The following is a 26,135-nucleotide window of genomic DNA, read 5'->3' as shown; positions in this document are numbered from 1 at the left end:
GTACCGGTCTGACCAGTTTATCCACAGGTCTCCCTTTTTTCTGGGAAAATCAGGGTATGACCAGTTAGTGCTGATGGCCGCCTTCACCATGGGCGTGGCCGTGAGCGATTTCTTCTGCAGTCGCCTCACGTACGTTCAGCACTTCGAGTGCGAAGGTTAGGGTTTTGCCGGCCAGTGGGTGATTGGTATCAACATCCGCCTTAAACATGCCTACTTTTACGATAGTCACTTGACGCTCGCCCTGATCAGTGTTCACCCAGGCCACCATGCCTGGCTTCCATTTTTTAGCTCCCTGCAAATGTTTGACCTGCACGCTCTGAATTGCATCGTCACGACGCTCACCATAGGCATCAACTGGTGCCAGCGTAATTTCGAACGTATCGCCGGCAGTTTTACCTTCCAGCGCCGCTTCTAATTTTGGCAACATCTGATTATGACCATGCAGATAGAGCAGGGGCGCGGCTTTCCGCGAGCTTTCCAGCTCGCCAGAGGCATCGCTTAGGGTGTAGTGGAATTGCACAACGGCATTGTTGGTAATTTGCATAATGATAAGTCTGTTAGCTGATAAAAGTGGCGCCATTATATGATATCTACCCGCAGATAACAGCTATAGCAGTGATTCAGGCAGCAAAGTAAACTGGTATGACCGGTACCGGAGACCTGTGGATAAGGTGGTCAGACCGGTACCGGAGACGTGTGGATAAATTAGGTGGCGGCTTTCATGGTGCTGACAAAGTTGCGCAGCTTAGTGAGCAGTAACTCAGGCTCGTGCTGATGCTGCTCAATCAGCTTGACGATAGCCGAACCGCTAATGGCGCCGGCCGCACCATTTTTAATCGCATCTTTTACCTGCTCGGGCGCGGAGATCCCAAAACCCAGCAGCGGTGGCGCCGGATTATAAGCACGAATGCGCGCGATCAGCTCCGAGGTTGGCATTGCGGCCTTGGTTTCGGCACCGGTCACGCCGGCGCGACTTAAAAGATAAGTATAGCCGCGGCCATAAGAGGCGATAGCGCGTAAGTCATCATCATCGACATTTGGTGGCACGATATAAATCGGCGCGATGTTTTGTGCCATCGCGGCCTGGCGGAACAGCTTACTCTCATGCAGCGGCACGTCGGCAATCAGTACCGAGTCGACGCCGGCAGCCGCCGCTTGCTCGTAAAACTTAGTAATGCCTTTAGCCATTACCAGGTTTGAATACAGTAATAAACCAATAGGTACTGCCGGGGCATAGGCGCGGATTTTTTCAATCAGCTCAAAGCTGACTGCCGGCGTGACGCCAGCGGCCAGCGCCCGGATATTGGCATTTTGAATTGTTGGGCCGTCAGCAATAGGATCAGAAAACGGAATACCCAGCTCCAGCGCATCGGCGCCGCCATCGACCAGGGCTTTTAAAATTTCAAACGACAGCTCAGGGTTCGGATCACCAAGGGTCACGAAGGGCACAAAGGCACCGCGGCCTTCGTTATTAAGCCGCTGAAACATCTGTTGATAACGCTGCATCTTATACTCCTCCCTGCTGCGCCGCTAACACGCTATGCACGTGGGCCAAATCTTTATCACCACGGCCGGATAAATTCACCAGTAACACCATTGGCTCTGTGGCTTCAGCAGCAATTTTTAACGCCTGGGCTACCGCGTGCGAGCTTTCCAGCGCCGGAATAATGCCTTCGGCTTTGGCCAGATGTTGGAACGCCGCCAAAGCTTCATCATCATTAATCGCCACGTACTGCGCTCGACCACTTTGCTGCAGATAGGTATGTTGTGGCCCGACCGCCGGGTAGTCTAAACCGGCCGAAATCGAGTACGACTCTTCAATCTGACCATCACTGGTTTGCATAATGGCAGTATAGGCACCGTGCAAAATACCATAGCTGCCGGTACTTAACGCCGCGCCATGCTGATGGGTATTAATACCCAGTCCACCGGGTTCGACGCCAATCAGTTTCACACCAGCTTCAGCAATAAAGTCAGCGAAAATGCCAATCGCATTAGAGCCACCACCGACACAGGCAATCACCGCATCCGGTAATTTGCCCTCGGCTTTTAAGATCTGTTGCTTGGCTTCTTCACCAATCATCCGTTGAAAGTCACGCACAATAGTGGGGAACGGGTGCGGGCCAGCTGCGGTACCCAGCATATAGTGCGTGGTTTCATAGGTAGCTGACCAGTCGCGCATCGCTTCGTTAACGGCATCCTTTAGCGTACCAGAGCCAGCCGTCACCGGAATCACGGTCGCGCCCATCAGTTTCATCCGAAACACGTTCGGCTGCTGGCGTTCAATATCTTTAGCGCCCATATAGATGCGGCATTTTAAGCCCAACAGCGCACAGGCCAGCGCCGTGGCCACGCCGTGCTGGCCGGCACCGGTTTCAGCGATCACTTCTTTTTTACCCATGCGTTTGGTGAGCAGCGCCTGACCTAATACCTGATTGGTCTTGTGCGCACCGCCGTGTAGCAGGTCTTCGCGCTTTAAGTAAATTTTAACCAGCGGGTTAGGGGATAAGTTACGGGTTAGCGTCAGCGGCGTTGGCCGGCCGGCATATTCGGTTAGTAATTGCTGAAACTCGGCTAAAAAGGCCGGATCCTGCTGTGCTTCGACAAAGGCCGCTTCCAGTTGCTTTAACGCCGGTACCAGCAATTGTGGCACGAACATGCCGCCATATTCGCCGAAATAGGGGTTTAGTTTTAACTCACTCATCAGTTTTGCTCACCCTTAGTATTGGTTTTGCTCTGAAAATCGAAATGACGGATGGCGCTAAAGGCCGCCGCCAGCTTAGTGTGATCTTTAATACCCGGCGCACTCTCTAATCCAGAGTTTAAATCCAGCCCCGCCACCGGTAAGGCCAGCGCCTGCGCCACGTTATCCGGCTTAAGGCCGCCGGCTAACATAATAGGTTGTGCGCTGTTAAGCGCTGACAGTAGCGACCAGTCAAAACGCAAGCCACTGCCGCCATGCTGGCTGGCATGAAAACTATCCAGCAAGATCCGATCGGCCTGTGGGCTAAACGCCGGTAGCTGCTGTTGCACGCGATAGGCTTGCCAAATCTGACAATCTGCCGGTAATAGCGGCCGCAGGGCAGCAAGGTAAGCCTCATCTTCCTCGCCATGTAGCTGCACGGCCGCCAGCTTCAGTGCCTTAGCCAGCTCAGCCACTTCAGCTAGTGGGCTATTGACAAAAACGCCAACAAAGCGAAGTTTAGCGGCCTGTACCAGCTGTTGCGCCTGCTCCGGTGTCACATAGCGCGGTGACGCCTTGGCAAAAATTAAGCCGCCATAGTAAGCGCCGGCGTTGGCCACCGCCTTAACATCTTCAATCCGGGTTAAACCACAGACTTTATGCTCGCCGATAATCAGCCGCTGACAGGCAGCTGCCAGATCGGCTTCAGCCATCAGTGAGCTGCCGACTAAAAAGGCATCAGCGATCTGCAGCAGCTCTCGTACCTGCTGATTACGATAAATGCCGGACTCCGATACCACAGTGCGATCAGCTGGGATCAGCTGCCGCAGCCGGAAGCTGGTGTTTAAGTCCGTACTCAGATCGCGCAGGTTGCGGTTATTGATCCCAATTAATTTGGCGCCAAGCTCCACCGCCTGTAAGGTTTCTTCTTCGTTACTGACTTCGGTTAATACCGTCATATTCAGCTCGGCGGCAATGGCCGCTAACAACTGGTACTGCTGGGGTGATAAAATCGACAGCATTAACAGTACCGCATCGGCACCGGCAGCCCGCCCGGCATAGATCTGGTAGGGATCAATGATAAAGTCTTTATGCAGCAGCGGCTTGTCAGATAAGGCGCGCATCTGCTCCAGATACTGATAGCTGCCCTGAAAAAACTCGCTGTCGGTCAGCACCGAGATACAGTCGGCATATTGGTTGTACACCTGACTAATAGCGCTAAGATCAAAATCCGGCCGAATTAAGCCTTTCGACGGTGAGGCCTTTTTACACTCCAGAATAAAACGGGCGCCAGGCTGCTGCAAAGCGGCCAGAAAATCGCGGCTGGTCGGGCTGACACTGGCGATAAAGTGCTCCAACGGCCTCTCGTTAGCCATAGCCGAGACTTCAGTTAACTTATGGCTGACGATTTTCGCCAGTACCCCGGTAATGGTTTTATTGTGTAATACCAGTTCAGCCACGGCTTAACTCCTGCATTTTTTCCAAGGTCGCCATCGCCTTACCACTGGCCAGTTGTTCCAGTACCGCTCGGGTATTCACTTTTAAATCCTGGCCTAAACCGGCAATTTTTAGCATCGCCGCCACATTTACGGCTACTGCCTGATTATGCGCCTCTTCGCCACGGCCTTGCAAAATGGCCAGCGTCGCTGCCGCATTTTGCTCCGGCTCGCCACCTGCTAAGGCACTAAGAGGAGTAATATTGAGGCCAAAATCTTCCGGCGTAAGCGTAAATTCGCGCAGTGCACCGTCTTTTAGCTCACAGACATAAGTATTGCCATGCAGCGCGACTTCGTCACAGCCGCTACCGTGCACCACCCAGGCGCGCTCAGTACCCAGTTGCTGTAAGGCCTCGGCCATCACCCGGCACAGTGCCGGATCGTAGACGCCAAGTAGCTGAAAAGCAGGTCGCGCCGGGTTAATTAAAGGCCCGAGCAAATTAAAAATAGTTCTGCTTTTCAACGCATTGCGTACCGGCATCGCATGCTTAATGCCGCTGTGATACAAGGGCGCAAATAAGAAGGTACATTGCGACTCGGCCAGCATGCTGGCTGCCTGTTGTGGGCTTTGCTGAATATTCAGCCCCAGCCGTTCCAGCAAGTCAGCAGAGCCCGAACGTGATGACACACTGCGGTTGCCATGTTTTACCACCGGCAATCCCATACTGGCCGCAACGATGGCGGCAGTGCTGGAGATATTAATGGTATTGCTGCCATCACCGCCGGTACCACAGCAGTCGATGCTCGGTTTGGTCGTAGCCGGGAATGGCGCGGCGGCTTGCAGTAGTGCACTGGCTGCACCGGTTATTTCGGCGCTGCTTTCACCGCGTACTTTCAAGGCTGCTAACATAGCGGTTAAATGCAGTGGATCGACCTGACCGGTTACCACAGCACTAAAGAATTGCTCGGCTTGCTCGCGGCTAAGTGCTTTACCCGTCAGCGCTTGTTGCACCAGCGGTAAAACCCCTGCCTCTGTGTTGTTAAGATCTGTCATGCTCTTAACTCCTTAATAAATATTCGATACTTTGCTTAAGCAGCGGCTTGCCAAGCGTAGTTAAAATCGACTCGGGGTGAAATTGAAAACCCAGCATCCGCTCAGTCTCGTTAATCACCGCCATCGGAATATGTCGCTCATTGGCAATTTGTGTAAGCTGCTCTGGCAGTGTCGTCGCCATTAGCGAGTGATAACGCGCCACCGGGAAAGGCCGTGGTAAACCGTTAAACACCGGATGTTCGGCCAGACTAATCGCCGAGGTTTTACCGTGTACGGTTTCACCGGCACGGCCGACCACACCGCCATAATGTTCAACGATAGCCTGATGCCCGAGGCAAATCCCCAGCACCGGATACACCCCGGCGCAGCGCTTTAATAACGCCGGCATTGAGCCAGCATCGGCTGGCGCGCCCGGGCCGGGTGATAACACCAGCAGTACCGGGCCGCTTTCCTGCTGCATTTTTTCAAAAATATAATCGGCCGGGACAGTATTGCGATACAGCTTTAAGCTTACGCCCAGCTGCGCAAATTCATCCACCAGGTTGTAGGTAAAAGAATCGATATTATCCAGCAGATACACTGTGCAATTAAGGTTCTGGCTCATTTTAATACCCCGCCGCCTGAATAGCGTTAATTACTGCTTGCGCTTTGTTGCGTGTCTCTTCTGCTTCGAGCTTCGCTACTGAGTCAAACACCACCCCGGCACCGGCCTGAATATAAGCCATACCATCTGCGACATAAGCTGAGCGGATCACGATGCAGCTGTCAAAATCGCCATTACCGGCCAGATAACCGACGGCACCGCCGTAAGAGCCGCGTTTTTTCCCCTCAACACCGCGAATAAGCTCAGCCGCCTTCACCTTAGGCGCACCTACCAGGGTGCCCATATTCATACAGGCCTGATACGCATGCAGCGCATCGAGCTCTGGTTTTAGCTGGCCGACCACCCGGGATACCAGGTGCATCACATAGGAATAACGGTCGACTTTTAGTAACTCTTTGACGTAACGGCTGCCGGGCGTGCTGATGCGTGCTACATCATTGCGGGCTAAATCCACCAGCATTAAATGCTCGGCTTTTTCTTTCTCATCTTGCCTAAGCTCAAGCTCAATGCGGCTATCCAGATCGCGGTCAATACTGCCATCGGCGGCAAAACCGCGGCGGCGGGTGCCGGCGATGGGGTAAATCTCCACTTCGCGGCTGGCGGCATTAAACTTCAGCGCCGACTCCGGTGAGGCGCCAAACAGGCAAAACTTAGGGTCTTGCAGATAAAACATATAGGGGCTGGGGTTCAGCTGTTTTAACTTGGCGTAAGCCTGCAGCGGCTTAGGGCAGGGCAGCGAGAAACAGCGCGACGGTACCACCTGAAAGATATCGCCGGCGACAATATGTTGCTTTAGCGTTTCGACCTGGGCTTCAAAATCGGCATCGCTAATATCAACCGCAATCTCTTTGCTGCTGGCGGCTTGCCCCACAGCCAATGGCTGGCTATGTAGTAGCTGTTGTTTTAACTGCTCCAGCCGTTTACCAATGGCAAAGCAGTTGGCAGGAGCCGCTTCGCCGCAAAATACATTGCCCACTAAGCGGCTTTGCTGCGCTTTATGGTCAATGACCAGTGCAGTTTCGGCCAGATAAAACAGATAATCCGGGCACTGATTTTCTTTTACCGGCACCTCGGGCAACTGCTCGATATTGGCCACCATATCATAGCCAATCACGCCGCCTAAAAAGATAGCAAAGGGTTCATCACCCTGGCTGCGCAATTGCTGCTGTATTAAACGTAGCGCACTAAATGGATTAGGTTGGGTTAAACGGCTGACTTCATCTAACAGCGGATCGGGTAGTGCAAACTCGGCGACTAACACTGCTTCAGTGGTCTGACCGGTACCGGAGTGCTGTGGATAACTGCTGGTCAGACCGGTACCGGAGACGTGTGGATAAGTGAGGGTGGCGATGGGGCTAAGCAGGTCGGCTAAAAAGGGCAGCAGGGTAAGGCCGTTGCTGCTTAGCGCCGTAATACTCACCTGTTGACCGTTACACTCAATACGCAGTGCGGCGTCGATCAGCATCAGGCTGTTGACACTGTTTTTGCTGTCAATCTCGGCTGATTCCAGCAGCAGTGAGCAGCGGTCGGCCTGACACAGGCTGGCATAAGCCGCTAAGGCATCGCTTTGATAGGGCACAGGTAGCGCAATACTGGCTACTTCGCCCGCGGTGTCTGTGATATGGCTGAAAATCATCTTAATAATTTTCCTTAATTTTTAGTTGGTTAACCTGTTGCTATTAGTTTATTGCCGGTTAACCCCAAAACTACGCCCAAAAAAAAGCCCGTTTCGGGGGAAACGGGCCTGGGTTTCTAAAGCGAATACAACGCCTACACACGCCCGTTGGGAATGTGCCACCACCAGTTAATCAGTGAAAACGTTGTTAGAAATTGCATTGGCTTTAACTACCTTATTCTTGAACGCCTACATAAAACCGCGAATCGGGCTTGGCGTCAAGCCCTGTTCACTAAAAATCATCAATAAAAACGTATAAAAGTCTGGACGGCTCTATTGGTTGGCAGCTTGTTGTTGCTGCAACTGCTCAATTTTCTGCCAAAGCTCCTCGCTTTCTGCCGTCAGATCAGCAAATAAACGCATATCGCCATTGCGCTGGGCATGCATCGCTTGCTCCAATTTTTGATCGTACGCTTTGCGCAATTTCTTTACCGGATCGGGTTTTAGCCAGCCAAACATCTGCAGAGTCCTTTTTAATCTTCGTACACTCCATTACGGCATTACACCGCTGCCAGTTCTCTATCATCTACTTTTATATTCGAAGCGGTTATTTCGTAGTAGTAACTTGCCAAACCCGACGCTTCCGGCATAAGCTGAATCTAAAATTAAATTGTGCTGATTTTGTTAAGGTATTGTGCCTACTGAACAGCCGATACTGCTTTTACAGAGCATAATCAGGGAAGACAAGGAATAACGAATGCGGCTTTTTTTGATACTTATACTATCACTTAGCTGGCAGGTGACAGCCAACACCAATACTGCTGGCTTTAGCTATCAGCAACAACCGGTGCCAGCCTGGGTTGAGTTACCGATGACGCAACAGGCTGAACCAGATCGCAGCGAGCCGGTCAGTTATCTGCTGGTAGATGAACAGATAAACTGGTTGAATGCCGAGCCGGTAGCCTATTCTCATATCGCGATGCAAGCCAATACGCGTAAAGGGGTTGAGCAAGCGTCGCAGTATCAGGTCAGCTTCGCACCGGAATATCAGCAGCTTACTTTTCATAGTATCCGGTTAACCCGCAATGGGGATACCAAAGAGCAATTAGGTATCGCTGATATTCGTCTGGTGCAGCGTGAACAGCAGCAGGAGCGGCAGATCTATACCGGTTACGTTACCGCTATGGTGCTGCTTAGCGACATGCAGCCCGGTGACAGACTTGATATTCAATACTCTATTACTGGTACCAACCCAATCTATGGTGGTAAGCGCTCGGTTTACTTTCCGCTGACCTGGTCTGTCGCCGTGCAACAGTTACAACTCCGGGTCTTGTCCAGGCAAGAAAAACTGGCGTATTACAGTAATCAAGCGGGTGTTGCGCCGCAACAACGCAAAATCGGTGATCACTACGAATACCGGTGGCAGCAAAATGCGATTGCCGCAGTAAAAGCAGAAGACAATTATCCGCAGTGGTTTATGCCCTACAGTTTTATTGAATTTAATGAGTTTGGCCATTGGCAGGACGTCGTCGCCTGGGCTATTCCGCTCTATCAGTTTAACGAACCACTGCACGGCGACCTACAGTTATTAGTGAAAAGCTGGCTGGCGGAAAGTCGTTCGCTGGAAGATTATGCCGCGAAAGTTGTCCGCTATGTACAGAACGACATCCGTTACTTTGGGATGGAAATTGGTCTGAACAGCCATCAACCTTACTCACCCAATACCGTGTTTGCCCGCAAATATGGCGATTGCAAAGATAAAACCACCTTAATGATTGCGTTGCTGGCCGCCGGTGGCATCGAAGCCTATCCGGCACTGGTTTCCAATGCTACGAGGGGCCATATTCAGCGGCGCTTGCCAGGCCCTATTGTGTTTGATCATGTTATTACCTATCTGCCTTTAAACGGTAAAGACTACTGGCTGGACGGCACCCGTAGTCAGCAATATGGCAGCCTCGAGCAAAAAGGCCGTCAGTATTTTCAACAGGCATTGTTGATCAAAAACGGCGTAACAGAGCTTACGTCAATACCGATGCCAAGCAACACCGATGGTATTATCGAAACGGAAGAGCGCTTTCAGCTTGCTGCGGTTGGTGCGCCGGTTACTCTCTCAATATCACTGAATTATCAGCAATACGAAGCAGAGTCTTTTCGGGGGATGCTGGACCAGCATGGCCTGACTGAATATGCGAATCATTTGGAACGGGTTTATCAACAGCAATATCCGGGCGCAGACTTAATGGCGGATCCTGTGATTTCTGACGATAAACAGAATAACCAGGTGCAGGTGGTTGCCAGCTTTAGCATCGACAACTTTTGGGATGAAACTGAACCGAGACAGGAGCTGTTGCTATTTGGCGACTACCTCGAGCGCTTTATGCAGTTACCCAAAAATACGCGGCGTAAAATGCCACTCTATATCGAACCTAATGTCCGGGTACAGCATCGGATCCATTTCGATCTGGCAAGCCCGATCGATTGGCAGTTGGGCGATTTACAGGTAAAGATCGATCACCCGGGTTTTGTCTATCAGCGCCAAGTCGACACCAGTGCGACCAGCATTACGGTGGTGCACCACTACCAAAGCAAAAGTGACCACATCACGCCCGAACAAGCCCTGGATTTTGTCAGTGCAGTTAAAAAAGTACGCGATGCGATGTACTTTACAGTGGTAATAGATAAAACCGATCCGGTACCTGAGGTAGAGCTGGATTTAAAGCAGCGACTGCGGGAGATGTTAAAAGCGACGGAAACGCCCTGAAGCGGTTTGGCTTTAACGGTATCTATGCGACAATAGTCCTCTGAATAGGGGACTGCATGAAAATCGATTTACATAGCCACACTAACCACTCAGACGGCCTGCTGCCGGTTGCCGAGCTGTTAGCGCGGGCGATCAGCTGTAATCTGGATGTGCTGGCCATTACCGACCATGATACGGTGAGTGCCTTGCCACAAGCTGCGGCCTGGCTGACAGAAACTCAGGCATCGTTAACGCTGATTAACGGCGTGGAAATTTCTACCGCCTGGCATGAGTTTGAAATCCATATTGTTGGCTTAAATATCAACCCCGATTGCCCACAATTTTTAGCGCGTTTGGCATCACAGCAGCAGCGACGGTTGGAGCGGGCGCAGGAAATGGCTCGCCGGCTGGAAAAAGCGCAAATTCCGGGCGCATTAGAGGCAGTGTTGGCAGAGGTTGGCGACGGCGCCATTACCAGAAGTCATTTTGCACGCTTTCTGGTGAAAACTGGCCGAGCCGATTCGATAAATGCGGTATTCAAAAAGTACCTGGCACGCGGTAAAACCGGCTATGTACCCAATAATTGGGTCGATTTGGCCAGTGCTGTGCAATGGATCCATGATGCCGGCGGCCAGGCTGTGCTGGCGCATCCATTAAAATACAACCTGAACGGGCGCTATTTAAAACGGCTGGTCACCGATTTTGCTGCGGCTGGCGGCGATGCGATGGAAATTATCTCCCCGCAGCAAACGCCGGTACAGCGCCGCGACCTGTGGACACTTTGCCTGCAACATCAGCTAACTGCCTCTGTCGGCTCGGATTTTCATCAGCCAACAACTTGGAATGAGCTGGGAAAGCATCTATATTTACCAGACGATGTCACGCCGGTTTGGGCGAACTGGGGCTTAGTCCCGAAAAGACTAACTCAGGAGCCTGAAGCCACAGCGGTCTTATCCGCTGCACCAACTACTAGCATGGATACGCCAAGATGAGCCAGTTTTTTCATATTCACCCGGAAAATCCGCAGCAGCGCTTGCTTAAACAAGCGGTGCAAATTATCCAAAAGGGCGGTGTGGTGATTTTCCCCACTGATAGCGGTTATGCGCTGGGCTGTCATGTCGGCGATAAAAACGCCATGGACCGCATTATGCAAATCCGTCAGGTTAGCGGCGAACACCATTTTACGCTGATGTGTCGGGATTTGTCGGAGTTGTCGGTTTACGCAAAAGTTGAAAACACCGCCTTTCGACTGATTAAAAATAACACGCCAGGCGCCTACACCTTTATTTTGCGCGGTACCAAAGAAGTGCCTCGTCGGCTGTTAAATGAAAAGAAGAAGACCATCGGCCTGCGCATTCCGGAAAATAAAATCGCGCTGGCGCTGTTGGAAGAGCTGGCCGAGCCTTTATTGACCACCAGTTTGATTTTACCCGGTCAGGAATTTGCCGAGAGTGATCCGGATGAGATGCGGCATCAGTTAGAGCGGCAGGTTGATCTGATTTTGCATGGCGGTATTATCGGTGAAGATCCGACTACAGTGGTTGATCTCTCTGAAGATACGCCGGAGATTATTCGTCAGGGCCGTGGCGATAGCCGGCCGTTTGAATAAGTAACGAGTTAAGATGGCTGAGCCGCTACCGCCGTTAACGATACAGCAGCCGTTACCGCTGGCCTTTGTCCGCGGTGAGGCGGTGCTGGAACGGCCGGAAGACTTGTATATTCCGCCGGATGCGCTTGAAGTTCTGCTCGATACCTTTGAAGGCCCACTGGATTTCCTGCTGTATTTAATTCGCAAACACAAGTTTGATTTGGTCGATTTACCGGTAAACGAAATTACCCTGCAATATATGGAATATATTGAGCTGATGCAGGAGCTGAATTTCGAGCTGGCGGCCGAATATCTGGTAATGGCCGCTATGCTGGCAGAAATTAAATCACGCTTGTTGCTGCCGAAAATCACCAGTCTGGAAGACGATGAGCACGACCCTCGCGCCGAACTGGTGCGCCGCTTACAGGAATATGAAATCTTTAAACAGGCAGCGACCGATCTGGATGCCTTACCGCGCGATGAGCGCGACTATTTTACTGCCCAGGCCAGCCTGGCTGATAATTTCAGCCCGTTATTGATTTTACCGGATGTGGATTTTACTGAGCTGATCAGCGCCTTAAATGACATAGTCAAGCGCAGCAAGGCGCTGGCGCATCATCATATTCAGCGTGAACATCTGTCGACCCGCGAGCGGATGAGCCGTATTCTGGATTTATTGCAGCAGCGGCAGGGTTATCTGGAGTTTGCTGAGTGCTTTGACTTAACTGAAGGCCGGGAAGGCGTGGTGGTGACCTTTTTAGCGATCCTGGAGCTAACCAAAGAAAAGCTGGTAGAGCTGATCCAGGTGGCGCCTTATGCACAAATTCATGTCAAACTGGCGCTAAGTGAGGCATAATGGCGCAGAAAATTAACGATATTCAATTACTGCAACTTGTCGAAGCCGCGATCTTTGCTGCCGAAAAGCCCCTTAGCCGCGCCGAATTGCAAGCCTCCGTGCTGGAGGGCTTTAACGTCAGCGCGAAACGGCTGCTACAATGTCTGAAACAACTGCAGGACGATTACAGTGCCCGTGGCATCCAGTTGATGGAAACGGCCAGTGGCTACCGGTTTCAAACCCGCCCTGAATTAAGTGAACCGCTGGCCAGACTCTGGCCCGAGCGTTCACCGCGTTATTCGCGTGCGGTGCTGGAAACGCTCGCCTTAATTGCTTATCGCCAGCCCATTACCCGCGGTGAAATTGAGCAAATTCGCGGCGTATCGGTTAGTAGCCAGATTATGCGCACCCTGACCGAACGCGGCTGGGTCAAGGTGGTCGGCCACAAAGAAGTACCGGGTCGGCCCGGGCTTTATGCCACTACTGAGGCCTTTTTAGATTACTTTGGCTTACGCCATTTAGACCAATTACCGCCATTAGCCGAGTTTGCAGCCTTGCAACCGGCAGAAGCGGAATTATTAACCACCGTCGGGATGACAGGAGAGCTCCACTAATGAGTGAAAAATTACAGAAAGTTTTGGCCCGTGCCGGCATCGGTTCGCGCCGCGAAATGGAAGACTATATCAGCCGTGGCCGCGTGACCGTGGATGGTAAACCGGCTAGCCTGGGCGACCGGGTTACCCCGAACCAAGCGATCCGCGTTGATGGTCATCCGGTACAGGTGGCGAGCGAAGAGCAGCAAGTCTGTCGGGTACTGGCTTATCATAAGCCCGAGGGCGAGATTTGTTCGCGTACCGATCCGGAAGGACGGCCCACGGTGTTCTCGCGCTTACCCAATATCAAGGGCGCACGTTGGATCGCCATCGGCCGGTTGGATATCAATACCTCAGGTTTGCTGCTGTTCACCACTGACGGCGAGCTGGCTAACCGCCTGATGCACCCTAAATTTGAAGTAGAACGCGAATACGCGGTGCGGGTTTTCGGTGAGATTAACGATGCCATGATCCAGCGTCTGCGCACCGGGGTGGAACTGGAAGACGGTAAAGCTAACTTTAAACGTATTAAAGCGCTGCCGGGCGAGGGGATTAACCGCTGGTTCCATGTCGTTCTTACCGAAGGCCGTAACCGTGAGGTACGCCGGATGTGGGAATCTCAGGGCGCGGTCGTTAGCCGGCTGATCCGGGTGCGCTATGGTGATCTGTTGTTGCCTAAGCACTTACCTGCCGGGGGTTATACCGAATATCCGCTGGCTGAAGTCAACTATCTGCGTAACCTGGTCGGGTTAAAAGACGAAGTGGCATCGCTGGTAAAACCGGAAGATCGCACCGAGCGGCGTCGCCGCCTGGCCAGCATGAAGCGTGCCGTGCGTAAGCATCAAATTGCCGAAAAAACGCCCGCTAAAAAAACTGAACCCGGCGCAAAACCCAACCGGGCCGAGCCGGCCAAGAAACCGACTGCGACTAAAGGTCAAGCGGGTAGAGGCAACAGCACACAGCGGCAGCCAACCGGCAAAACTCCAACCCGTGAAGGCAGAGGCTAATTATCCACAGCACTCCGGTACCGGTCTGACCACTTTATCCACAGGTCTCCGGTACCGGACCGACCAGTTACCTGCCTTAACGCACCTTGCTTTTGCGGATCAGCCGGTACAGCAACTCAGGTGATAGCCGGGCGATGCAAGCCGCCAGCTTTTCTTTAAAGCCGCCGATAACAATATAACTGTTACCTTTGCGCAATGCTTTCAGTGTTGCTGTAGCAAACTCATCGGCAGTCATGGCTTTTGCCTGGGCATCGTCCATTTTACCGAGCGCTTCGCCACTGCCGGTTAGTGCATTCATTGATACCGCGGTTTTCACAAAGCCGGGGAAAACCACCGCCACGCGAATACCCTGGTTATACAGCTCGGCCCGCACGCTATTGGCCCATAAGTGCAGTGCTGCCTTAGCAGCAGAGTAGCTGCCGCGGTATTGGGTACCGACTAAACCGGCGACACTGGAGATAAACACCAGCTGGCCGGTGCCTTGTTTTAACATCACCGACAACACCCGCCGACTCAGCGCCACCTGCGCAAAGTAATCAATTTCCATAATTTTGCGATCAGTGTCGCTACTGGTATCCATTACTAGCGCGCGCTGGCTGATCCCGGCGTTATTGATCAGCCAGTCCAGCCGGCCGTAGTGATGAATAATCTTATCAAGCGCTTGCTGCTGTGCAGGCTCATCGCAGATATCCAGTGGTACAGTTAAATGCCGCTCTGGATGCGGCAAGCTTTGCTGCACGCGCTCAAGCTCTGTTTTACGGCGGGCGCTCAGCACCACCTTGGCGCCGGCTGCGGAAAATTGCTTTGCCAAAGCTTCACCGATGCCCCCTGACGCACCGGTGATCCAGATCACCTTGTCTTGTAGCGATATTGTCATTGTTATAGCCATCTTAAGATACAGATGGCCGATGTTAGGGGATTTGCGGTGTGACTGTCAAAGTGAAGTCACCATGACTGGTCAGACCGGTACCGGAGACGTGTGGATAAGTTAGTTGCCGACACGGAATTTTCGGCTAAAGTGGCGTTTAAACAGCATAATGGCGCTAATGCCCATTACCGGGGCGATAATCCAGCTTACCAACTGCCATTGACCAGTCAGCACTTCGGCCAGTAAGCGGCGGCCACCGGCGGCAAAAAAAGCCGTGTATAGCGCGATACCGGTACCAATCATCGAGGTAAAGTGCTCAATAATCCATTGCCGCGGCTGTAACTGATTTTGATGGATATAACGCAAAATCCCAAGCACTGTCATAGCCCCCACACCGCTAAAGATGATTGATAACAAATCACCGGCAGCAAAACCGACTATTGCCAGCGCAACACTGCCGACCAGCAACGTCCACACCGGTCCCTGATAAGACCATACCCGTAGCTGTGCCAGCTCAGCTTTTACTTTCAGCACACCATAGGCATGGCGCACTGTCACCCAGGTCAATAAGCTGAGTTGTAATAAAAAGAAGGAAAACACACGCCGCTCTGAAATAAATCTCTCCAGCTGTGCCACTGTCCAGTTCGGATTCTGACCATAAACCATGGTGGGGCTATATAACACCATCAGGCACATCAGTACCCCGGAGCCCGCAATTAATAGCATCATCTGGTAGTAAAGCTTACCGGCCGTATTGTGCAGCATACTGCCTTTGGCACTGACGACCGGCACCCAAAACAGCATCAGGCAAATAGCGCCCAATAAAATGTGCAGAAAAAGTAGAGTTGTATGTAAGTAGTTCATTTAACGCCTCCTTAGGCTGAAAACAAATTCAGCTTACGCCTGCAGCTGTTCGATCGCAGGTGCCGGAAGTCAGGATTTTCGAACATGACTTTTGGCCTATTGCACTCGTTAAGACAAGCGTCATAATAAGCCGATGAAATACCATTTTCCGCTGGCAACTCTGGCCGGCATCCTGACCTGGCTACTGGTATCCGGTATCACTTTGATGCTGCTGTTACGGCTGCCTGCACCGCAGCCTCTGCTGCCAGCAGGCCTGCTGTTGTTAGTCTATGGCATCAGCTTTATCTTACTGACGCAGGAGCAGCACCCGCTGGGTCTTGGTGGCCGCTATGGTCGCTGGTTACTACCGTTGCCACTGCTCTGTGCCTTTGCCTTACAGTGGTTATTACCGACCGCTATTTTCGATTATCTGGCCATCCTGACCATTATCTGGGTCTGTTTGCTACCACATTTGATGTCGCAGCGTTTGGCTTTGCTACTGACTCTGGGCATAGTGGTGCTGTGGTTTGGCTTACAGGCCTATCTGGAACAGCGCAGCCTGTGGATCACCGCAGCCCTGTACGGCAGCTTTCATTTATTTGCGGTACTGATGCAGGCAGCAATCAAAGCTGAGACTGAGGCGCGCGCTGAATTAACAGAAAAGCATCGCCAACTGCTGGCGGCACAACAGCTATTGCAGCTAGCGTCACGCGCGGAGGAGCGTAATCGGATCGCCCGCGATCTGCACGACTTATTGGGGCATCATTTGACCGCGCTGACAATACAGCTACAGATTGCCAGTTATCAGTGCGATGGCGAGGCCAAACTTCAGGTTGAGAAAAGTCTGCAACTGGCCAGATTGCTACTCTCTGATGTGCGCGAAGCGGTATCCGCCATGCGCGACAGTTCCGAGCTGGATTTACAGCAGTTATTTACCCCCTTGTTGCAGCATTTGCCGGAAAGCTTGCAGGTTGAACTGGATATTGCCCCCAAGCTAAAAGCCAGTTCTCTAAGCCAGGCTCAGCATCTACAGTATCTGGTGCAGGAAGCGATTAGTAATACTTTGAAGCATGCCAATGCCAGCCGCTTGTGGATCCATGCCAGGGAGGCAGAACAGGGCATCGCTCTGGAAATTAAAGACAATGGTCAGCTAAAGGCAAGCTGGCAGCCCGGTAATGGTCTGATTGGCATGCGCGAGCGCGTTGCCGAATGTGGTGGTAAACTACATCTTGTCGTTGATGCCGGTGGCCTGGCTTTACAGATCTGGTTACCTCAGGCAGGAGTGGCCAATGTTTAAGGTGCTATTAGTCGATGACCAAAAACTGATCCGCGATGGCATTCGTAGCTTGCTGGCGATATCCGGCAAGGTCGAAGTAGTCGGTGAAGCCTGTGATGGCAGTGAAGTGGTGGCGCTGTGGCAAAGCTGCCGGCCGCAAGTGATCCTGATGGATCTGTCAATGCCGAAAATGGACGGTATCGCCGCCATTAAAGCCTTGAAAGCAGCCGGCAGCGACACGCCGGTGCTGGTATTGACCACCTTTGACGACCATGAGTTAGTGCTGCAAAGCCTGCAAGCTGGGGCCCGTGGCTTTTTATTAAAGGATGTGTCGCTTGATACGCTCATCAAAGCCATTGAGAGCCTGGCGGCCGGGGGCAGCTGTTTTCAGCCCACTATAACCGAGCGCTTGTTGCAGCAACTACCTGGCAGTAGCGATACCCAGTACCGCAAGCCGGTGTTGCCCGAGCCGCTAACTGATAAAGAGTTAGAGATTTTGCGGCTGATGGCGGCTGGCTACAGTAATAAAGAAATTGCCAGCGCGCTGTTTAAATCTGAAGGCACAGTAAAAAACCAGTGCTCGACCATTTTAAGTAAGCTGGGGGTGCGGGATCGCACCCGCGCCGTATTACTCGCTCTGGAGCTGGGCCTTATCACCCCTTAAACTTATCCACACGTCTCCCTTTTTTTGGGAAGAGCAGGGTCTGACCAGTTTATCCACATGTCTCCGGTACCGGTCTGACCAGTTTTGCCCACACGTCTCCCTTCTCTTTGGTAAGAGCAGGGTCTGACCAGCTAGCTGCGATAGCCGTTGGGGTTTTGTTTCTGCCAGCGCCAGGTATCACGGACCATATCGTCCAGCGTTTTCTCTGTTTTCCAACCCAGTAAAGTCAGGGCTTTATTTGGCTCAGCATAACAGACCGCAATATCACCGGGGCGACGCGGCGCAATCTGATACGGCACCGCTACCTGATTCACTTCGCTAAAGGCGTTAACCATATCCAGCACGCTGTAGCCAACGCCGGTACCGAGGTTAATCGCCTCTATACCTTTGCTCTGTTCCAGATATTGCAGCGCCTTTAAATGACCATTGGCTAAATCCACGACATGAATATAATCGCGTACGCCGGTACCATCTTTGGTTGGGTAATCATTACCAAACACACTGAGTTGTTGGCGTTTGCCCACCGCGACCTGAGAAATAAACGGCATTAAATTGTTCGGGATGCCATTAGGATCTTCGCCGATGTGGCCACTGTCATCGGCGCCGACCGGGTTAAAGTAGCGCAGCAGCGCAATAGACCAGTCCGGTTCGGCTTTTACTAAGTCTTCCAGAATTAGCTCGATCATCAGCTTACTCTGGCCGTAAGGATTCGTAGCCGAGCGTGGCGAAGTCTCCTTAATAGGCACTTCTTTAGCATCACCATAAACCGTCGCCGAAGAGCTAAACACCAGCTTTTTGACGTGGAAATGCCGCATCACCCGGCACAGGGTCACGGTGCCAGCGACGTTATTGTCGTAATAATGCAAGGGCAGTTCGGTCGATTCACCCACCGCCTTTAAACCCGCGAAATGAACCACCGCGCTGATTTTATATTGGCTGAATACTGCTGTAAGTGCGGCCTGATCGCGGATATCGCCATTGATACTGAGTAGTGATTTACCTGCCAGTTTTTCGACACGTGTTAGCGACTCTGCCGAGCTGTTACTAAAATTATCAAAGCTAATCACGTTATAACCAGCGCGCAGCAAACACAACGCGGTGTGGCTACCGATATAACCGGCACCGCCGGTTAGCAAAATATAAGAGCTCATAGGCAATCCTTTGGCTAAAAAACAAAACAGTTAAGGCAAGACTTTTTTATAGGGTTTAACAGTCGCCTTAACATAAACGCCTGCTGCCCAATACGGGTCAGCCGCGGCCCAGGCTTCTGCATCTGCTAACGATGGGAATTCGGCCACCACTAAAGAGCCTGTAAAGCCGGCTGCGCCCGGATTGTCTGAATCAACGGCGGGCAGCGGGCCGGCCATTAGCAGCCGACCTTCCGTTTTTAATTGCTCCAGGCGGGCTAAATGCGCCGGCCGGGCTTGTAACCGTTTTTCCAGACTATTGGCCGCATCTTCGGCATAAATCATATAGAACATGTTAAAACTCGCTACGCTAGAAATTCTGGCTGCACCTTAGCAGATTTGTGCTTTAAAACCAATTCAGGCCGGCAGGTCGGGCTAGGATTTCCCGGCACAGGCTGTTAGCATGAAGGCGCTTTTTCTAACAATAACTAAAAAAATCCATTCAGGGAGTCCACCCACGCATGAAACGTGAACAATTCAGTTCCAGCCTTGGCTTTATTCTGGCCGCGGCCGGCTCCGCCGTTGGTATCGGTAATCTGGTCGCCTTTCCGGTAATGGCCAGTAAAAATGGCGGCGCCGCCTTCCTTATCATGTACGCGATTTTCGTGTTCTTTATTTGTTTACCCGTGATGCTGGCCGAAATGAGCCTGGGGCGTCACACGCGACAAAATCCACTTGGCGCTTACACCCAAATTGGTCAAAACCGCGCCTGGCGCACTGTGGGTTGGTTGTCGGTAATTACCCCTTTTATGATTGGGGTATTTTATCTGGTGATCACGGTGTGGATTGCCGGTTATCTTGGTAAAGCAGTGTTAGGCCAGCTCGACCAACTGGCTGATCCTGAAGGTTTTAATGTCTTTATTAACAGCAATGAACTCTTTGTGTACATGGCGCTGGTGGTCGGCTTAACCTTTTTAATTCTGCAGGGTGGTGTCAAAAAGGGTATCGAAAAGGCGACTACGGTATTAATGCCGACACTGTTTATCATGCTAATTGCACTGGTAATTTACGTGCTGACACTAGATAACGCCATGTTAGGCGTCAAGTTTTTCCTTATCCCGGATTTTACTAAGCTTACCGGTGAAGTCCTAAATGGTGCCTTGGCGCAGGCATTCTTCTCGTTATCACTGGCAATGGGTATCCTGATCACCTATGGCTCTTATATCCAAAAGCATGACAATATCGTCTCAGCCGGTAAAACCGTGGCAGGTTTATCGTTGTTAGTTGCCGCTTGTTCCGGCTTGCTGATCCTGCCTGCAGTATTTTCGTTTAATCCTGACATTCAAATCGCCGAGTTATCCGAGTCCAGTATCGGCATGATTTTTATGTTTTTGCCAAAAATTTTCCTGGCTTTACAGGCGGATATCGGCTATTTCGGTGCTTCTTTTGTCGCCGCGTTCTTTTTCTTACTGGTGTTTTTTGCTGCGATGACCTCACTGGTATCCATTATCGAAGTGCCAGTGGCCAGTGTGATGGACGGTAAAGGTTTAAGCCGCCGCAAGGCGCTTTACACGCTAGGTGCGGTAATGGTGGCATTGGCGGTAGTATCTGCCTTGTCATTTGGTCGCATAGATTGGCTAAGCAATATTCTGAACTATGGCGGTAACAACAAGTCCTTCTTCGATCTGGTTTACGATATGTTCTACGAAACCATTCTGCCGTTAAACGGTTTCTTGCTGTGTTTGTTTGTCGTTTACCGCTGGAAAGCGCACAACCTGGATAAAGAAATCGCCGATGGCAACCCGGGCTTTGCCGGTTCAGTGCTGCAAAAATACGTTAACTTCTCATTGGGTACTTTTATCCCACTGATCCTGTTAATTATTTTTGTAAACACCGTCTCAACCATCTATTTCGGTAAAAACTTACTGTTCTAACTGGTCCAACCTCACTCCGGTACCGGTTTGACCTCAGAGGTCTGGCCGGTACCGGAGTGCTGTGGATAACTCAGGCTTGGGTAGCGATAAGGCTTGTTCTGCGACTACCGAGGGTGTCGGGGATTTTCCCGAGCTGGCAAGCGGCCTGGCTAACCTGAATGCCTTGCGCCTGACAACGCTCGGTGAGCAAGGGTAAAAACTTCTCGGCCTGGCGCAGCGCTGCGGGCTGATCAGTATAAAATTGCAGTTGCAGATCCTGGCCCGCCAGTTTAGCGACAGCCAACAGCTGGCCATACTGGCCCAAATCAAACTTCATCGTCAGTTGCCAAAGTTTTTGTTTCTCTGCGCCTGGCTTTTTCTCTGCTTCACGTTGCTCGAGTAAAATTTCACTAAACCGGCTTTCTTGGTGCTGCTGCAGCGCAAGCGGAATAAACCACTGCTGGTTTAGCTGCGGCAAATCAGCATTTTGCAGCTGCGATAACTGCAGCAAACTACTGTGGCTGCCCAGTGCCCGCAGCAATTGGCTGGCTTGCTGGTTATCTAACTGGCCAATTTGCTGCGCCAGCTGCTGGATTTTGCCGCCGGCTTTGCTGTTGTCGCTTAACGGTTGACGTAATAAATGTCCTAACAATAATTGAATCGCTACGGCCAGCGTGCCGGCGCCAGTGCTCAGATTAGGCTGAGCCTGCAGTGGCTGAAATTGCAACACGGCTTGCAGCTGTTGCTGGATTTCCGACACACTAAGTACCTGATTACCGCCCGGTTGAGCTTGCCGGACTTGCTGCAGTAATGCCACGACAGCCGCGGGCATTTCCGGCAAGGCAGCCAGTCGGGCCGGACTGCTGCTAAGTAGCGGCAGTAACTGACGCCAGCCCTGCTCAGCCACGTGGTTTGTGGCTTTATCTGCGCCAGATGTCGCTGTTGCCGCGCCCTGGTTGCTCTGCCAGGGTAGCGGTTTCAGAAAATCTTTATTATTAAGCTGTAGTACTTGTTCTGCGGCTACCGGCTGCACTGATAAAAGTATGCCCTTTGGCTCAAATGTGCTACCGGCAGCTGTGCTTGTGGTAGAAGCAGGCTGCAGCTGTAAGTTGACTGGTTGAGTATTGCTGCTGAGCGTTGCAGGAAGTTTCAACGGCTCACCGGCCAGTTGTGCCGGCACCTCCCCCCGGCTTAATTGTTGCTGCAGCATCGCCAGTTGTTTTGGCTCCTGCAACAACCGGGCTTGGGTTGCAGTAAGTGGTATCTCCGTTGCTATCCCGGTCAGAACCTTAACCTGTATCGTCAAGCGCTCAGCATTAAGCTGCTGAAAATTCAATAATAGTGGCAAACCGGGCGGCAGCGGAGGCACTTGCTGCAGCGGCAAGCGCAATACACCTTGCGGCGTTTGCACAACTAAATCGGCAGCTTGGTTAGCCTTAACTTGTAACCGTGCGTAATAGTCTACCCCCGGTTGCAAACGGACATTATTCTGTTCGATATTAGCGCCAGAGAGTTGTAAGACTTTGTCTAAATTCAGCGTTTTCATGCTATTACCGTTAGCCTCGGCTGTTTGAGATTGTTTCATCAACGGCAGCCTGGTGGCAAGCAAACTCTGAATGACGGCAGGCTCTTTTAATGATGACAGCGGAATACTTTGAGTTGTCCGCGGTGTAGCGGTTTGAACCGATAAGGTGCCATGACTGCTTAACTGCAGAGTTATCGGGGCGTTCGTCGTCAGAAAGCGCCGTAACTCTGGTGTCAATATCGGCTTACCATCAAGCAGTGGGCTTTCACCACGGTTAAGTTGCTGCGTAAGTTGTATTAATTGCTGCGGCTGCAACAAGATAGTGCGCTGTGGCGCCGTCAACGGCAGCGTGATGGCGGCGCCAGTCTGGCTGACGAGGATGCGGATCTCCTGGCCTGGCTCAAATGCCAGTGTCGCTGTTAAAGCTTTGCCGAGGGGCAACTCAGGTAATTGCAGTAATGATAAACGAAGCTCAGTAGTCCCAGACCGCAGCACTAAGAGTGCTGTGCCATCCTGTACCTCAAGTTGTGCCGGGTACGGCGTATTTAACACTAAAGCTGCGCCACTCTGAGTAGGCAATGCTTGGCCAGCTCTTAGCAGTGGGAGTAAAGGGTCCATTAACTGAGCTGCCCGTTGCAAGCCCGCCTGGGCCTTTGACAGGCAGCGGGAGAAGAATCTGACTGGTCAGACCGGTACCGGAGTGCTGTGGATAAAATCAGCTGGTCAGACCGGTACCGGAGACGTGTGGATAAAGTAGTTGGGGTGGTACCGAACCGCAGCAGAGAGTGTGGTGGATAAGTTGCGGAAAAGATGCTGATCTGGATCATGGCTTAGTACCGGTTCTGATTCGTATTCGTCGCCTGTTATGCTAATATGCGCGCAAATTTTTGCAGAGTCGGTAGTTAAGGCCAGTGGATCTTACGCAATCAACCCAATCGCACGCGCAGAGCGCATTGCTCGCTGCCAGCAACCTCAGCTGCGTTAAGCAGGACAGGGTGCTATTTGAGCAGTTATCTTTGCAGCTACATCCCGGTCAGTTACTGCAAATCAAAGGCAAAAACGGCGCCGGCAAAAGCAGCTTATTGCGTATTTTAGCCGGTTTGGCACGGGCCGACGAAGGCGAGCTGTATTATCAGGGGCAAGCTATCGCGCAAAGCCGGGTCGATTATGCGACTAACCTATGTTTTATCGGCCATCAGAGTGGTATTCATGAGCAGCTGACCGCGCTGGAAAACTTACGTTTCTGGCGCGCCGCCTGTGATCTAACACCGGCCGATGATCTGGCCCTGCTGGCGAGCCTGGGCTTAGCCGGTTTAGAAGATATCCCATGCCGGATGCTCTCTGCCGGTCAGCAGCGCCGGGTGTCATTAGCCAGGTTATGGACCACTAAAGCCCAAATCTGGATCCTCGACGAACCCTTTACCGCTTTGGATCAAAGCGCTATCGCCACCTTGCAGCAGCATTTTGTTACTCACCTCGAGCAGGGCGGAGCCATTATTCTCACTACTCATCAGCCACTTAGCCTGCAATATGCACAGCTGTTCGCACTGGAGATCCACTACCGATGGTAAGTTTTGTGGTGTTCTTACAGCGCGAGCTAACCTTGTTAGCGCGGCAAAAGTCAGATTGGCTGAATCCGGTATTATTTTTTATCATCGTATTAACACTTTTTCCGCTGGGCGTTGGCCCAGAGCCGAATATGCTGCGTATAATGGCGCCAGGTATTGTCTGGATCGCCGCCTTACTCAGCGTACTGTTGGCGGCTGAGCGGTTGTTTAAAGATGACTACCGTAACGGCGTGATCGAGCAACTGGTCGCATCGCAACAGGCATTAATGCCCTTTGTATTAGCGAAAATCAGCGGCAACTGGCTTAGTACCGGCCTGCCACTGGTGTTGTTATCGCCGTTGGTAGCCTTGCTGTTTAATATGGAAAGTGCCTCCTTAACCGCTATGGCACTGACGCTACTGTTGGGTACGCCGGTACTGAGTTTGCTTAGTGTGCTTGGCGCGGCCATTACGGTTTCGGCCGATAAAGGGGGCATTTTGCTGGCCCTGTTGATTTTACCGCTGTATATTCCGCTGCTGATTTTTGCCAGTGCAGCGATTGAGGCCGCCAGTATCGGGCTTGGCTATCAGGGGCAATTGGCAATTTTACTGGCAATAATGTTGTTTGCGCTGGCGCTGGTGCCGATGGCCGTGTGCAGTGCCCTGAAAATTAATGTGAGCTGATATGTTTAAGTGGTTACATCCGCTGGCCAAGCCAGAAACCCTTTATCATTTTTGCGGCAAACTCTCGCCCTGGTTAATGGCCAGTGCGCTTTTCACGCTGCTGCTGGGCAACATCTGGGGCCTGGGTTTTACACCAACCGATTATCAGCAAGGCGACAGCTACCGTATTATTCATATCCATGTGCCTTCGGCCATTATGTCGATGGGCGCCTATCTGGCGATGGCGATTGCTGCCTTTACCGCCCTGGTGTGGCAAATTAAAACCGCGCAATGGGCTGTATTGGCGATTGCCCCAATTGGTGCGGTATACACAGCTATTGCCCTCTTAACCGGCATGGCCTGGGGTAAGCCAATGTGGGGCGCCTGGTGGGTGTGGGATGCCCGCTTAACCTCTGAGCTGATTTTATTGTTCCTGTATTTCGGTGTCATGGCACTGCACGGTGCCTTTTCAGACCGGCAAACCGGTGCCAAGGTTGCTTCCTTGCTGGCAGTGATTGGCTCGATTAATTTACCCATCATCCACTTTTCAGTGGAATGGTGGAACACCCTGCACCAGGGTGCGACTATTACCAAATTCGCCAAACCGTCAATCGATCCCAGTATGTTATGGCCGTTGTTGATTAGTTTGCTGGCGTTTAAGTTACTTATGCTGTGGTTAACCTGCGTGCGGCTACGCACCGCTATTTTGGAAAATGAACAGCACCGGCCCTGGGTAAAACAACTGGTAGGTAAAGTATGATGCACAGTCTGAGTCATTTTTTTCTGCTTTTTACCGCCAGCCCCGAGCTGCCACAGAAACTTTTTGGCCTTTTTCCGTTCTACTTCGCCAGCTTTAGTGACTTTTTAGCCATGGCGACCACCGGCATCAGCTATGCGTTTTTTGTTTGGTTATCCTTTGGCTTAACCTATTTATTGCTGGTGGGGTTAATCGTCTGGAGTTACTACCAACATAAACAATTTAAGCAGCAATTAGCCGCCCGGCTGGCACGCGAACAACGAGTTAAGCAGTATCAGGAGCAACAGACCTAATGCAATCAAGACGTCAGAAACGCCTGTTTTCCATTCTTCTAGTCATCGGCCTGATTGCCGGTGCTATCGGTGCCATGCTATTTGCCCTTAGCCAAAATATTAATTTGTTTTATACCCCGGGCCAGCTGGTGCAGGGCCTGGGCGAAGGCAAAATTAAACCCGATGTTGGTCAGCGTTTACGCTTAGGCGGTATGGTCGTGCCAGGCTCGGTGAAGCGTGATGCAACCAGCTTAAAAGTCAGTTTTGATTTAACCGATGACAGTGGCGAAATTGCCACCGTCGAATTTGAAGGTATTCTGCCGGATCTGTTTCGTGAAGGGCAGGGTATCGTCGCGCAGGGCTCGTTAAAAAGCGCGACAGTGTTGGCGGCAACCGAAGTGTTGGCTAAACACGATGAAGAATATATGCCGCCGGAAGTCGCCGAAGCGATGAAAGGTATCCGCCACGTCCCGCCCAGCCAGCTAAAGCAGTCTGAGCGCAGCAGCGCGAATTACGGAGGCTAAGC

At 51.8% G+C, this 26,135-nt stretch carries 27 protein-coding genes; 14 read left to right on the top strand and 13 right to left on the bottom strand.

The genetic code is table 11. The features are described 5' to 3' along the window. Positions 1–64: 64 nt before the first annotated feature. The 8 genes from AGRI_RS04980 to AGRI_RS04945 form a co-directional block, all read right to left on the bottom strand. Complete coding sequence (locus AGRI_RS04980; RefSeq protein WP_202800786.1) at positions 65–544, bottom strand: FKBP-type peptidyl-prolyl cis-trans isomerase; 480 nt, start codon at positions 542–544, stop codon at positions 65–67. A gap of 161 nt (positions 545–705) precedes the next feature. Beyond that, positions 706–1,506, bottom strand: coding sequence for a tryptophan synthase subunit alpha (gene trpA / locus AGRI_RS04975; RefSeq protein ID WP_008983908.1), 801 nt, complete (start codon positions 1,504–1,506; stop codon positions 706–708). Position 1,507: 1 nt separating this feature from the next. Beyond that, positions 1,508–2,704: a tryptophan synthase subunit beta gene (gene trpB / locus AGRI_RS04970; RefSeq protein WP_008983907.1), complete on the bottom strand. Its 1,197-nt coding sequence runs from the start codon at positions 2,702–2,704 to the stop codon at positions 1,508–1,510. Then, on the bottom strand, positions 2,704–4,143 hold the full coding sequence (gene trpCF / locus AGRI_RS04965) for a bifunctional indole-3-glycerol-phosphate synthase TrpC/phosphoribosylanthranilate isomerase TrpF (RefSeq protein WP_008983906.1): 1,440 nt from the start codon (positions 4,141–4,143) through the stop codon (positions 2,704–2,706). The genes trpB and trpCF overlap by 1 nt, the downstream gene beginning before the upstream one ends. Then, on the bottom strand, positions 4,136–5,173 hold the full coding sequence (gene trpD, locus AGRI_RS04960; protein ID WP_008983905.1) for an anthranilate phosphoribosyltransferase: 1,038 nt from the start codon (positions 5,171–5,173) through the stop codon (positions 4,136–4,138). Before trpD ends, trpCF begins: the two co-directional genes overlap by 8 nt. Positions 5,174–5,177: 4 nt before the next feature. After that, positions 5,178–5,777 carry an aminodeoxychorismate/anthranilate synthase component II gene (locus AGRI_RS04955; protein ID WP_040291470.1) on the bottom strand — a complete coding sequence of 200 codons (600 nt, stop codon included), beginning with the start codon at positions 5,775–5,777 and terminating at the stop codon, positions 5,178–5,180. Between the two features lies 1 nt (position 5,778). Then, positions 5,779–7,413, bottom strand: coding sequence for an anthranilate synthase component 1 (locus AGRI_RS04950; RefSeq protein WP_008983903.1), 1,635 nt, complete (start codon positions 7,411–7,413; stop codon positions 5,779–5,781). A 312-nt stretch (positions 7,414–7,725) separates the two neighbouring features. After that, the gene (locus AGRI_RS04945) at positions 7,726–7,911 is read right to left on the bottom strand and encodes a DUF6435 family protein (RefSeq protein ID WP_008983902.1); all 186 of its coding nucleotides are present in this window, start codon (positions 7,909–7,911) and stop codon (positions 7,726–7,728) included. 238 nt (positions 7,912–8,149) lie between these two features. Between AGRI_RS04945 and AGRI_RS04940 the strand changes: the two genes are divergently transcribed. From AGRI_RS04940 to rluB, 6 genes are read left to right on the top strand one after another with little or no spacing between them, the layout of a single operon-like run. Next, on the top strand, positions 8,150–10,153 hold the full coding sequence (locus AGRI_RS04940; protein WP_008983901.1) for a DUF3857 domain-containing transglutaminase family protein: 2,004 nt from the start codon (positions 8,150–8,152) through the stop codon (positions 10,151–10,153). A 56-nt stretch (positions 10,154–10,209) separates the two neighbouring features. Continuing rightward, positions 10,210–11,124 (top strand): RNase RNM, encoded by a 915-nt coding sequence (gene rnm, locus AGRI_RS04935; RefSeq protein ID WP_008983900.1) that lies wholly within the window; start codon positions 10,210–10,212, stop codon positions 11,122–11,124. Beyond that, positions 11,121–11,741 (top strand): L-threonylcarbamoyladenylate synthase, encoded by a 621-nt coding sequence (locus tag AGRI_RS04930; protein WP_008983899.1) that lies wholly within the window; start codon positions 11,121–11,123, stop codon positions 11,739–11,741. Before rnm ends, AGRI_RS04930 begins: the two co-directional genes overlap by 4 nt. 13 nt (positions 11,742–11,754) lie before the next feature. Then, entirely contained in the window at positions 11,755–12,576 is an 822-nt protein-coding gene (locus AGRI_RS04925) for a segregation and condensation protein A (protein WP_008983898.1), read from the top strand. Further along, positions 12,576–13,169 (top strand): SMC-Scp complex subunit ScpB, encoded by a 594-nt coding sequence (gene scpB / locus AGRI_RS04920; protein WP_008983897.1) that lies wholly within the window; start codon positions 12,576–12,578, stop codon positions 13,167–13,169. Before AGRI_RS04925 ends, scpB begins: the two co-directional genes overlap by 1 nt. After that, the gene (gene rluB, locus AGRI_RS04915; protein ID WP_008983896.1) at positions 13,169–14,155 is read left to right on the top strand and encodes a 23S rRNA pseudouridine(2605) synthase RluB; all 987 of its coding nucleotides are present in this window, start codon (positions 13,169–13,171) and stop codon (positions 14,153–14,155) included. The genes scpB and rluB overlap by 1 nt, the downstream gene beginning before the upstream one ends. A 76-nt stretch (positions 14,156–14,231) precedes the next feature. On the opposite strand, the gene AGRI_RS04910 is transcribed toward rluB, so the two are convergent. Then, a complete protein-coding gene (locus tag AGRI_RS04910; RefSeq protein WP_008983895.1) occupies positions 14,232–15,032 on the bottom strand; it encodes an SDR family NAD(P)-dependent oxidoreductase in 801 nt (266 codons plus the stop codon). Between the two features lie 111 nt (positions 15,033–15,143). Then, positions 15,144–15,887: a hypothetical protein gene (locus tag AGRI_RS04905; protein ID WP_008983894.1), complete on the bottom strand. Its 744-nt coding sequence runs from the start codon at positions 15,885–15,887 to the stop codon at positions 15,144–15,146. Positions 15,888–16,020: 133 nt separating this feature from the next. On the opposite strand from AGRI_RS04905, the gene AGRI_RS04900 reads away from it, so the two are divergent. Further along, entirely contained in the window at positions 16,021–17,163 is a 1,143-nt protein-coding gene (locus AGRI_RS04900; RefSeq protein WP_008983893.1) for a sensor histidine kinase, read from the top strand. Beyond that, on the top strand, positions 17,156–17,806 hold the full coding sequence (locus AGRI_RS04895; RefSeq protein WP_008951756.1) for a response regulator: 651 nt from the start codon (positions 17,156–17,158) through the stop codon (positions 17,804–17,806). The genes AGRI_RS04900 and AGRI_RS04895 overlap by 8 nt, the downstream gene beginning before the upstream one ends. 131 nt (positions 17,807–17,937) lie before the next feature. Here AGRI_RS04895 and galE read toward each other — a convergent pair whose 3' ends face one another. Then, on the bottom strand, positions 17,938–18,957 hold the full coding sequence (gene galE / locus AGRI_RS04890) for a UDP-glucose 4-epimerase GalE (RefSeq protein ID WP_008983892.1): 1,020 nt from the start codon (positions 18,955–18,957) through the stop codon (positions 17,938–17,940). A 30-nt stretch (positions 18,958–18,987) separates the two neighbouring features. After that, positions 18,988–19,287, bottom strand: coding sequence for a YciI family protein (locus tag AGRI_RS04885; RefSeq protein WP_008983891.1), 300 nt, complete (start codon positions 19,285–19,287; stop codon positions 18,988–18,990). A 167-nt stretch (positions 19,288–19,454) separates the two neighbouring features. Here AGRI_RS04885 and AGRI_RS04880 point away from each other — a divergent pair, with 167 nt between their 5' ends. Then, positions 19,455–20,867, top strand: coding sequence for a sodium-dependent transporter (locus tag AGRI_RS04880; protein ID WP_008983890.1), 1,413 nt, complete (start codon positions 19,455–19,457; stop codon positions 20,865–20,867). Positions 20,868–20,937: 70 nt separating this feature from the next. Here AGRI_RS04880 and fliK read toward each other — a convergent pair whose 3' ends face one another. Then, a complete protein-coding gene (gene fliK / locus AGRI_RS04875; protein ID WP_008983889.1) occupies positions 20,938–22,989 on the bottom strand; it encodes a flagellar hook-length control protein FliK in 2,052 nt (683 codons plus the stop codon). Positions 22,990–23,282: 293 nt separating this feature from the next. Here fliK and ccmA point away from each other — a divergent pair, with 293 nt between their 5' ends. The 5 genes from ccmA to ccmE are packed head-to-tail and all read left to right on the top strand — an operon-like array spanning position 23,283 to position 26,133. Then, on the top strand, positions 23,283–23,942 hold the full coding sequence (gene ccmA / locus AGRI_RS04870; RefSeq protein WP_040291467.1) for a cytochrome c biogenesis heme-transporting ATPase CcmA: 660 nt from the start codon (positions 23,283–23,285) through the stop codon (positions 23,940–23,942). Next, entirely contained in the window at positions 23,936–24,601 is a 666-nt protein-coding gene (gene ccmB, locus AGRI_RS04865; protein ID WP_008983887.1) for a heme exporter protein CcmB, read from the top strand. Before ccmA ends, ccmB begins: the two co-directional genes overlap by 7 nt. Before the next feature lies 1 nt (position 24,602). Then, positions 24,603–25,340 carry a heme ABC transporter permease gene (locus AGRI_RS04860; RefSeq protein ID WP_008983886.1) on the top strand — a complete coding sequence of 246 codons (738 nt, stop codon included), beginning with the start codon at positions 24,603–24,605 and terminating at the stop codon, positions 25,338–25,340. Further along, positions 25,337–25,630 carry a heme exporter protein CcmD gene (ccmD, locus tag AGRI_RS04855; protein WP_040291465.1) on the top strand — a complete coding sequence of 98 codons (294 nt, stop codon included), beginning with the start codon at positions 25,337–25,339 and terminating at the stop codon, positions 25,628–25,630. Before AGRI_RS04860 ends, ccmD begins: the two co-directional genes overlap by 4 nt. Continuing rightward, entirely contained in the window at positions 25,630–26,133 is a 504-nt protein-coding gene (gene ccmE / locus AGRI_RS04850) for a cytochrome c maturation protein CcmE (RefSeq protein ID WP_008983884.1), read from the top strand. Before ccmD ends, ccmE begins: the two co-directional genes overlap by 1 nt. Positions 26,134–26,135 lie beyond the last annotated feature (2 nt).

Source organism: Alishewanella agri BL06, assembly GCF_000272005.1.
In the GTDB taxonomy this organism is placed as follows: Bacteria; Pseudomonadota; Gammaproteobacteria; order Enterobacterales; family Alteromonadaceae; genus Alishewanella; species Alishewanella agri.
This window is presented reverse-complemented; position numbering and strand designations above follow the sequence as displayed.

Coding starts and splice junctions, on each gene's coding strand:
- AGRI_RS04980 (WP_202800786.1), bottom strand. CDS start 544: ATGCAAATTACCAACAATGCCGTTGTGCAATTCCACTACACCCTAAGC.
- AGRI_RS04925 (WP_008983898.1), top strand. CDS start 11,755: ATGGCTGAGCCGCTACCGCCGTTAACGATACAGCAGCCGTTACCGCTG.
- AGRI_RS04860 (WP_008983886.1), top strand. CDS start 24,603: ATGTTTAAGTGGTTACATCCGCTGGCCAAGCCAGAAACCCTTTATCAT.
- trpB (WP_008983907.1), bottom strand. CDS start 2,704: ATGAGTGAGTTAAAACTAAACCCCTATTTCGGCGAATATGGCGGCATG.
- scpB (WP_008983897.1), top strand. CDS start 12,576: ATGGCGCAGAAAATTAACGATATTCAATTACTGCAACTTGTCGAAGCC.
- AGRI_RS04930 (WP_008983899.1), top strand. CDS start 11,121: ATGAGCCAGTTTTTTCATATTCACCCGGAAAATCCGCAGCAGCGCTTG.
- ccmE (WP_008983884.1), top strand. CDS start 25,630: ATGCAATCAAGACGTCAGAAACGCCTGTTTTCCATTCTTCTAGTCATC.
- galE (WP_008983892.1), bottom strand. CDS start 18,957: ATGAGCTCTTATATTTTGCTAACCGGCGGTGCCGGTTATATCGGTAGC.
- ccmD (WP_040291465.1), top strand. CDS start 25,337: ATGATGCACAGTCTGAGTCATTTTTTTCTGCTTTTTACCGCCAGCCCC.
- AGRI_RS04955 (WP_040291470.1), bottom strand. CDS start 5,777: ATGAGCCAGAACCTTAATTGCACAGTGTATCTGCTGGATAATATCGAT.
- fliK (WP_008983889.1), bottom strand. CDS start 22,989: ATGGACCCTTTACTCCCACTGCTAAGAGCTGGCCAAGCATTGCCTACT.
- AGRI_RS04905 (WP_008983894.1), bottom strand. CDS start 15,887: ATGAACTACTTACATACAACTCTACTTTTTCTGCACATTTTATTGGGC.
- AGRI_RS04945 (WP_008983902.1), bottom strand. CDS start 7,911: ATGTTTGGCTGGCTAAAACCCGATCCGGTAAAGAAATTGCGCAAAGCG.
- AGRI_RS04910 (WP_008983895.1), bottom strand. CDS start 15,032: ATGACAATATCGCTACAAGACAAGGTGATCTGGATCACCGGTGCGTCA.
- AGRI_RS04950 (WP_008983903.1), bottom strand. CDS start 7,413: ATGATTTTCAGCCATATCACAGACACCGCGGGCGAAGTAGCCAGTATT.
- trpA (WP_008983908.1), bottom strand. CDS start 1,506: ATGCAGCGTTATCAACAGATGTTTCAGCGGCTTAATAACGAAGGCCGC.
- trpD (WP_008983905.1), bottom strand. CDS start 5,173: ATGACAGATCTTAACAACACAGAGGCAGGGGTTTTACCGCTGGTGCAA.
- rnm (WP_008983900.1), top strand. CDS start 10,210: ATGAAAATCGATTTACATAGCCACACTAACCACTCAGACGGCCTGCTG.
- AGRI_RS04900 (WP_008983893.1), top strand. CDS start 16,021: ATGAAATACCATTTTCCGCTGGCAACTCTGGCCGGCATCCTGACCTGG.
- ccmB (WP_008983887.1), top strand. CDS start 23,936: ATGGTAAGTTTTGTGGTGTTCTTACAGCGCGAGCTAACCTTGTTAGCG.
- AGRI_RS04895 (WP_008951756.1), top strand. CDS start 17,156: ATGTTTAAGGTGCTATTAGTCGATGACCAAAAACTGATCCGCGATGGC.
- rluB (WP_008983896.1), top strand. CDS start 13,169: ATGAGTGAAAAATTACAGAAAGTTTTGGCCCGTGCCGGCATCGGTTCG.
- AGRI_RS04885 (WP_008983891.1), bottom strand. CDS start 19,287: ATGTTCTATATGATTTATGCCGAAGATGCGGCCAATAGTCTGGAAAAA.
- AGRI_RS04880 (WP_008983890.1), top strand. CDS start 19,455: ATGAAACGTGAACAATTCAGTTCCAGCCTTGGCTTTATTCTGGCCGCG.
- AGRI_RS04940 (WP_008983901.1), top strand. CDS start 8,150: ATGCGGCTTTTTTTGATACTTATACTATCACTTAGCTGGCAGGTGACA.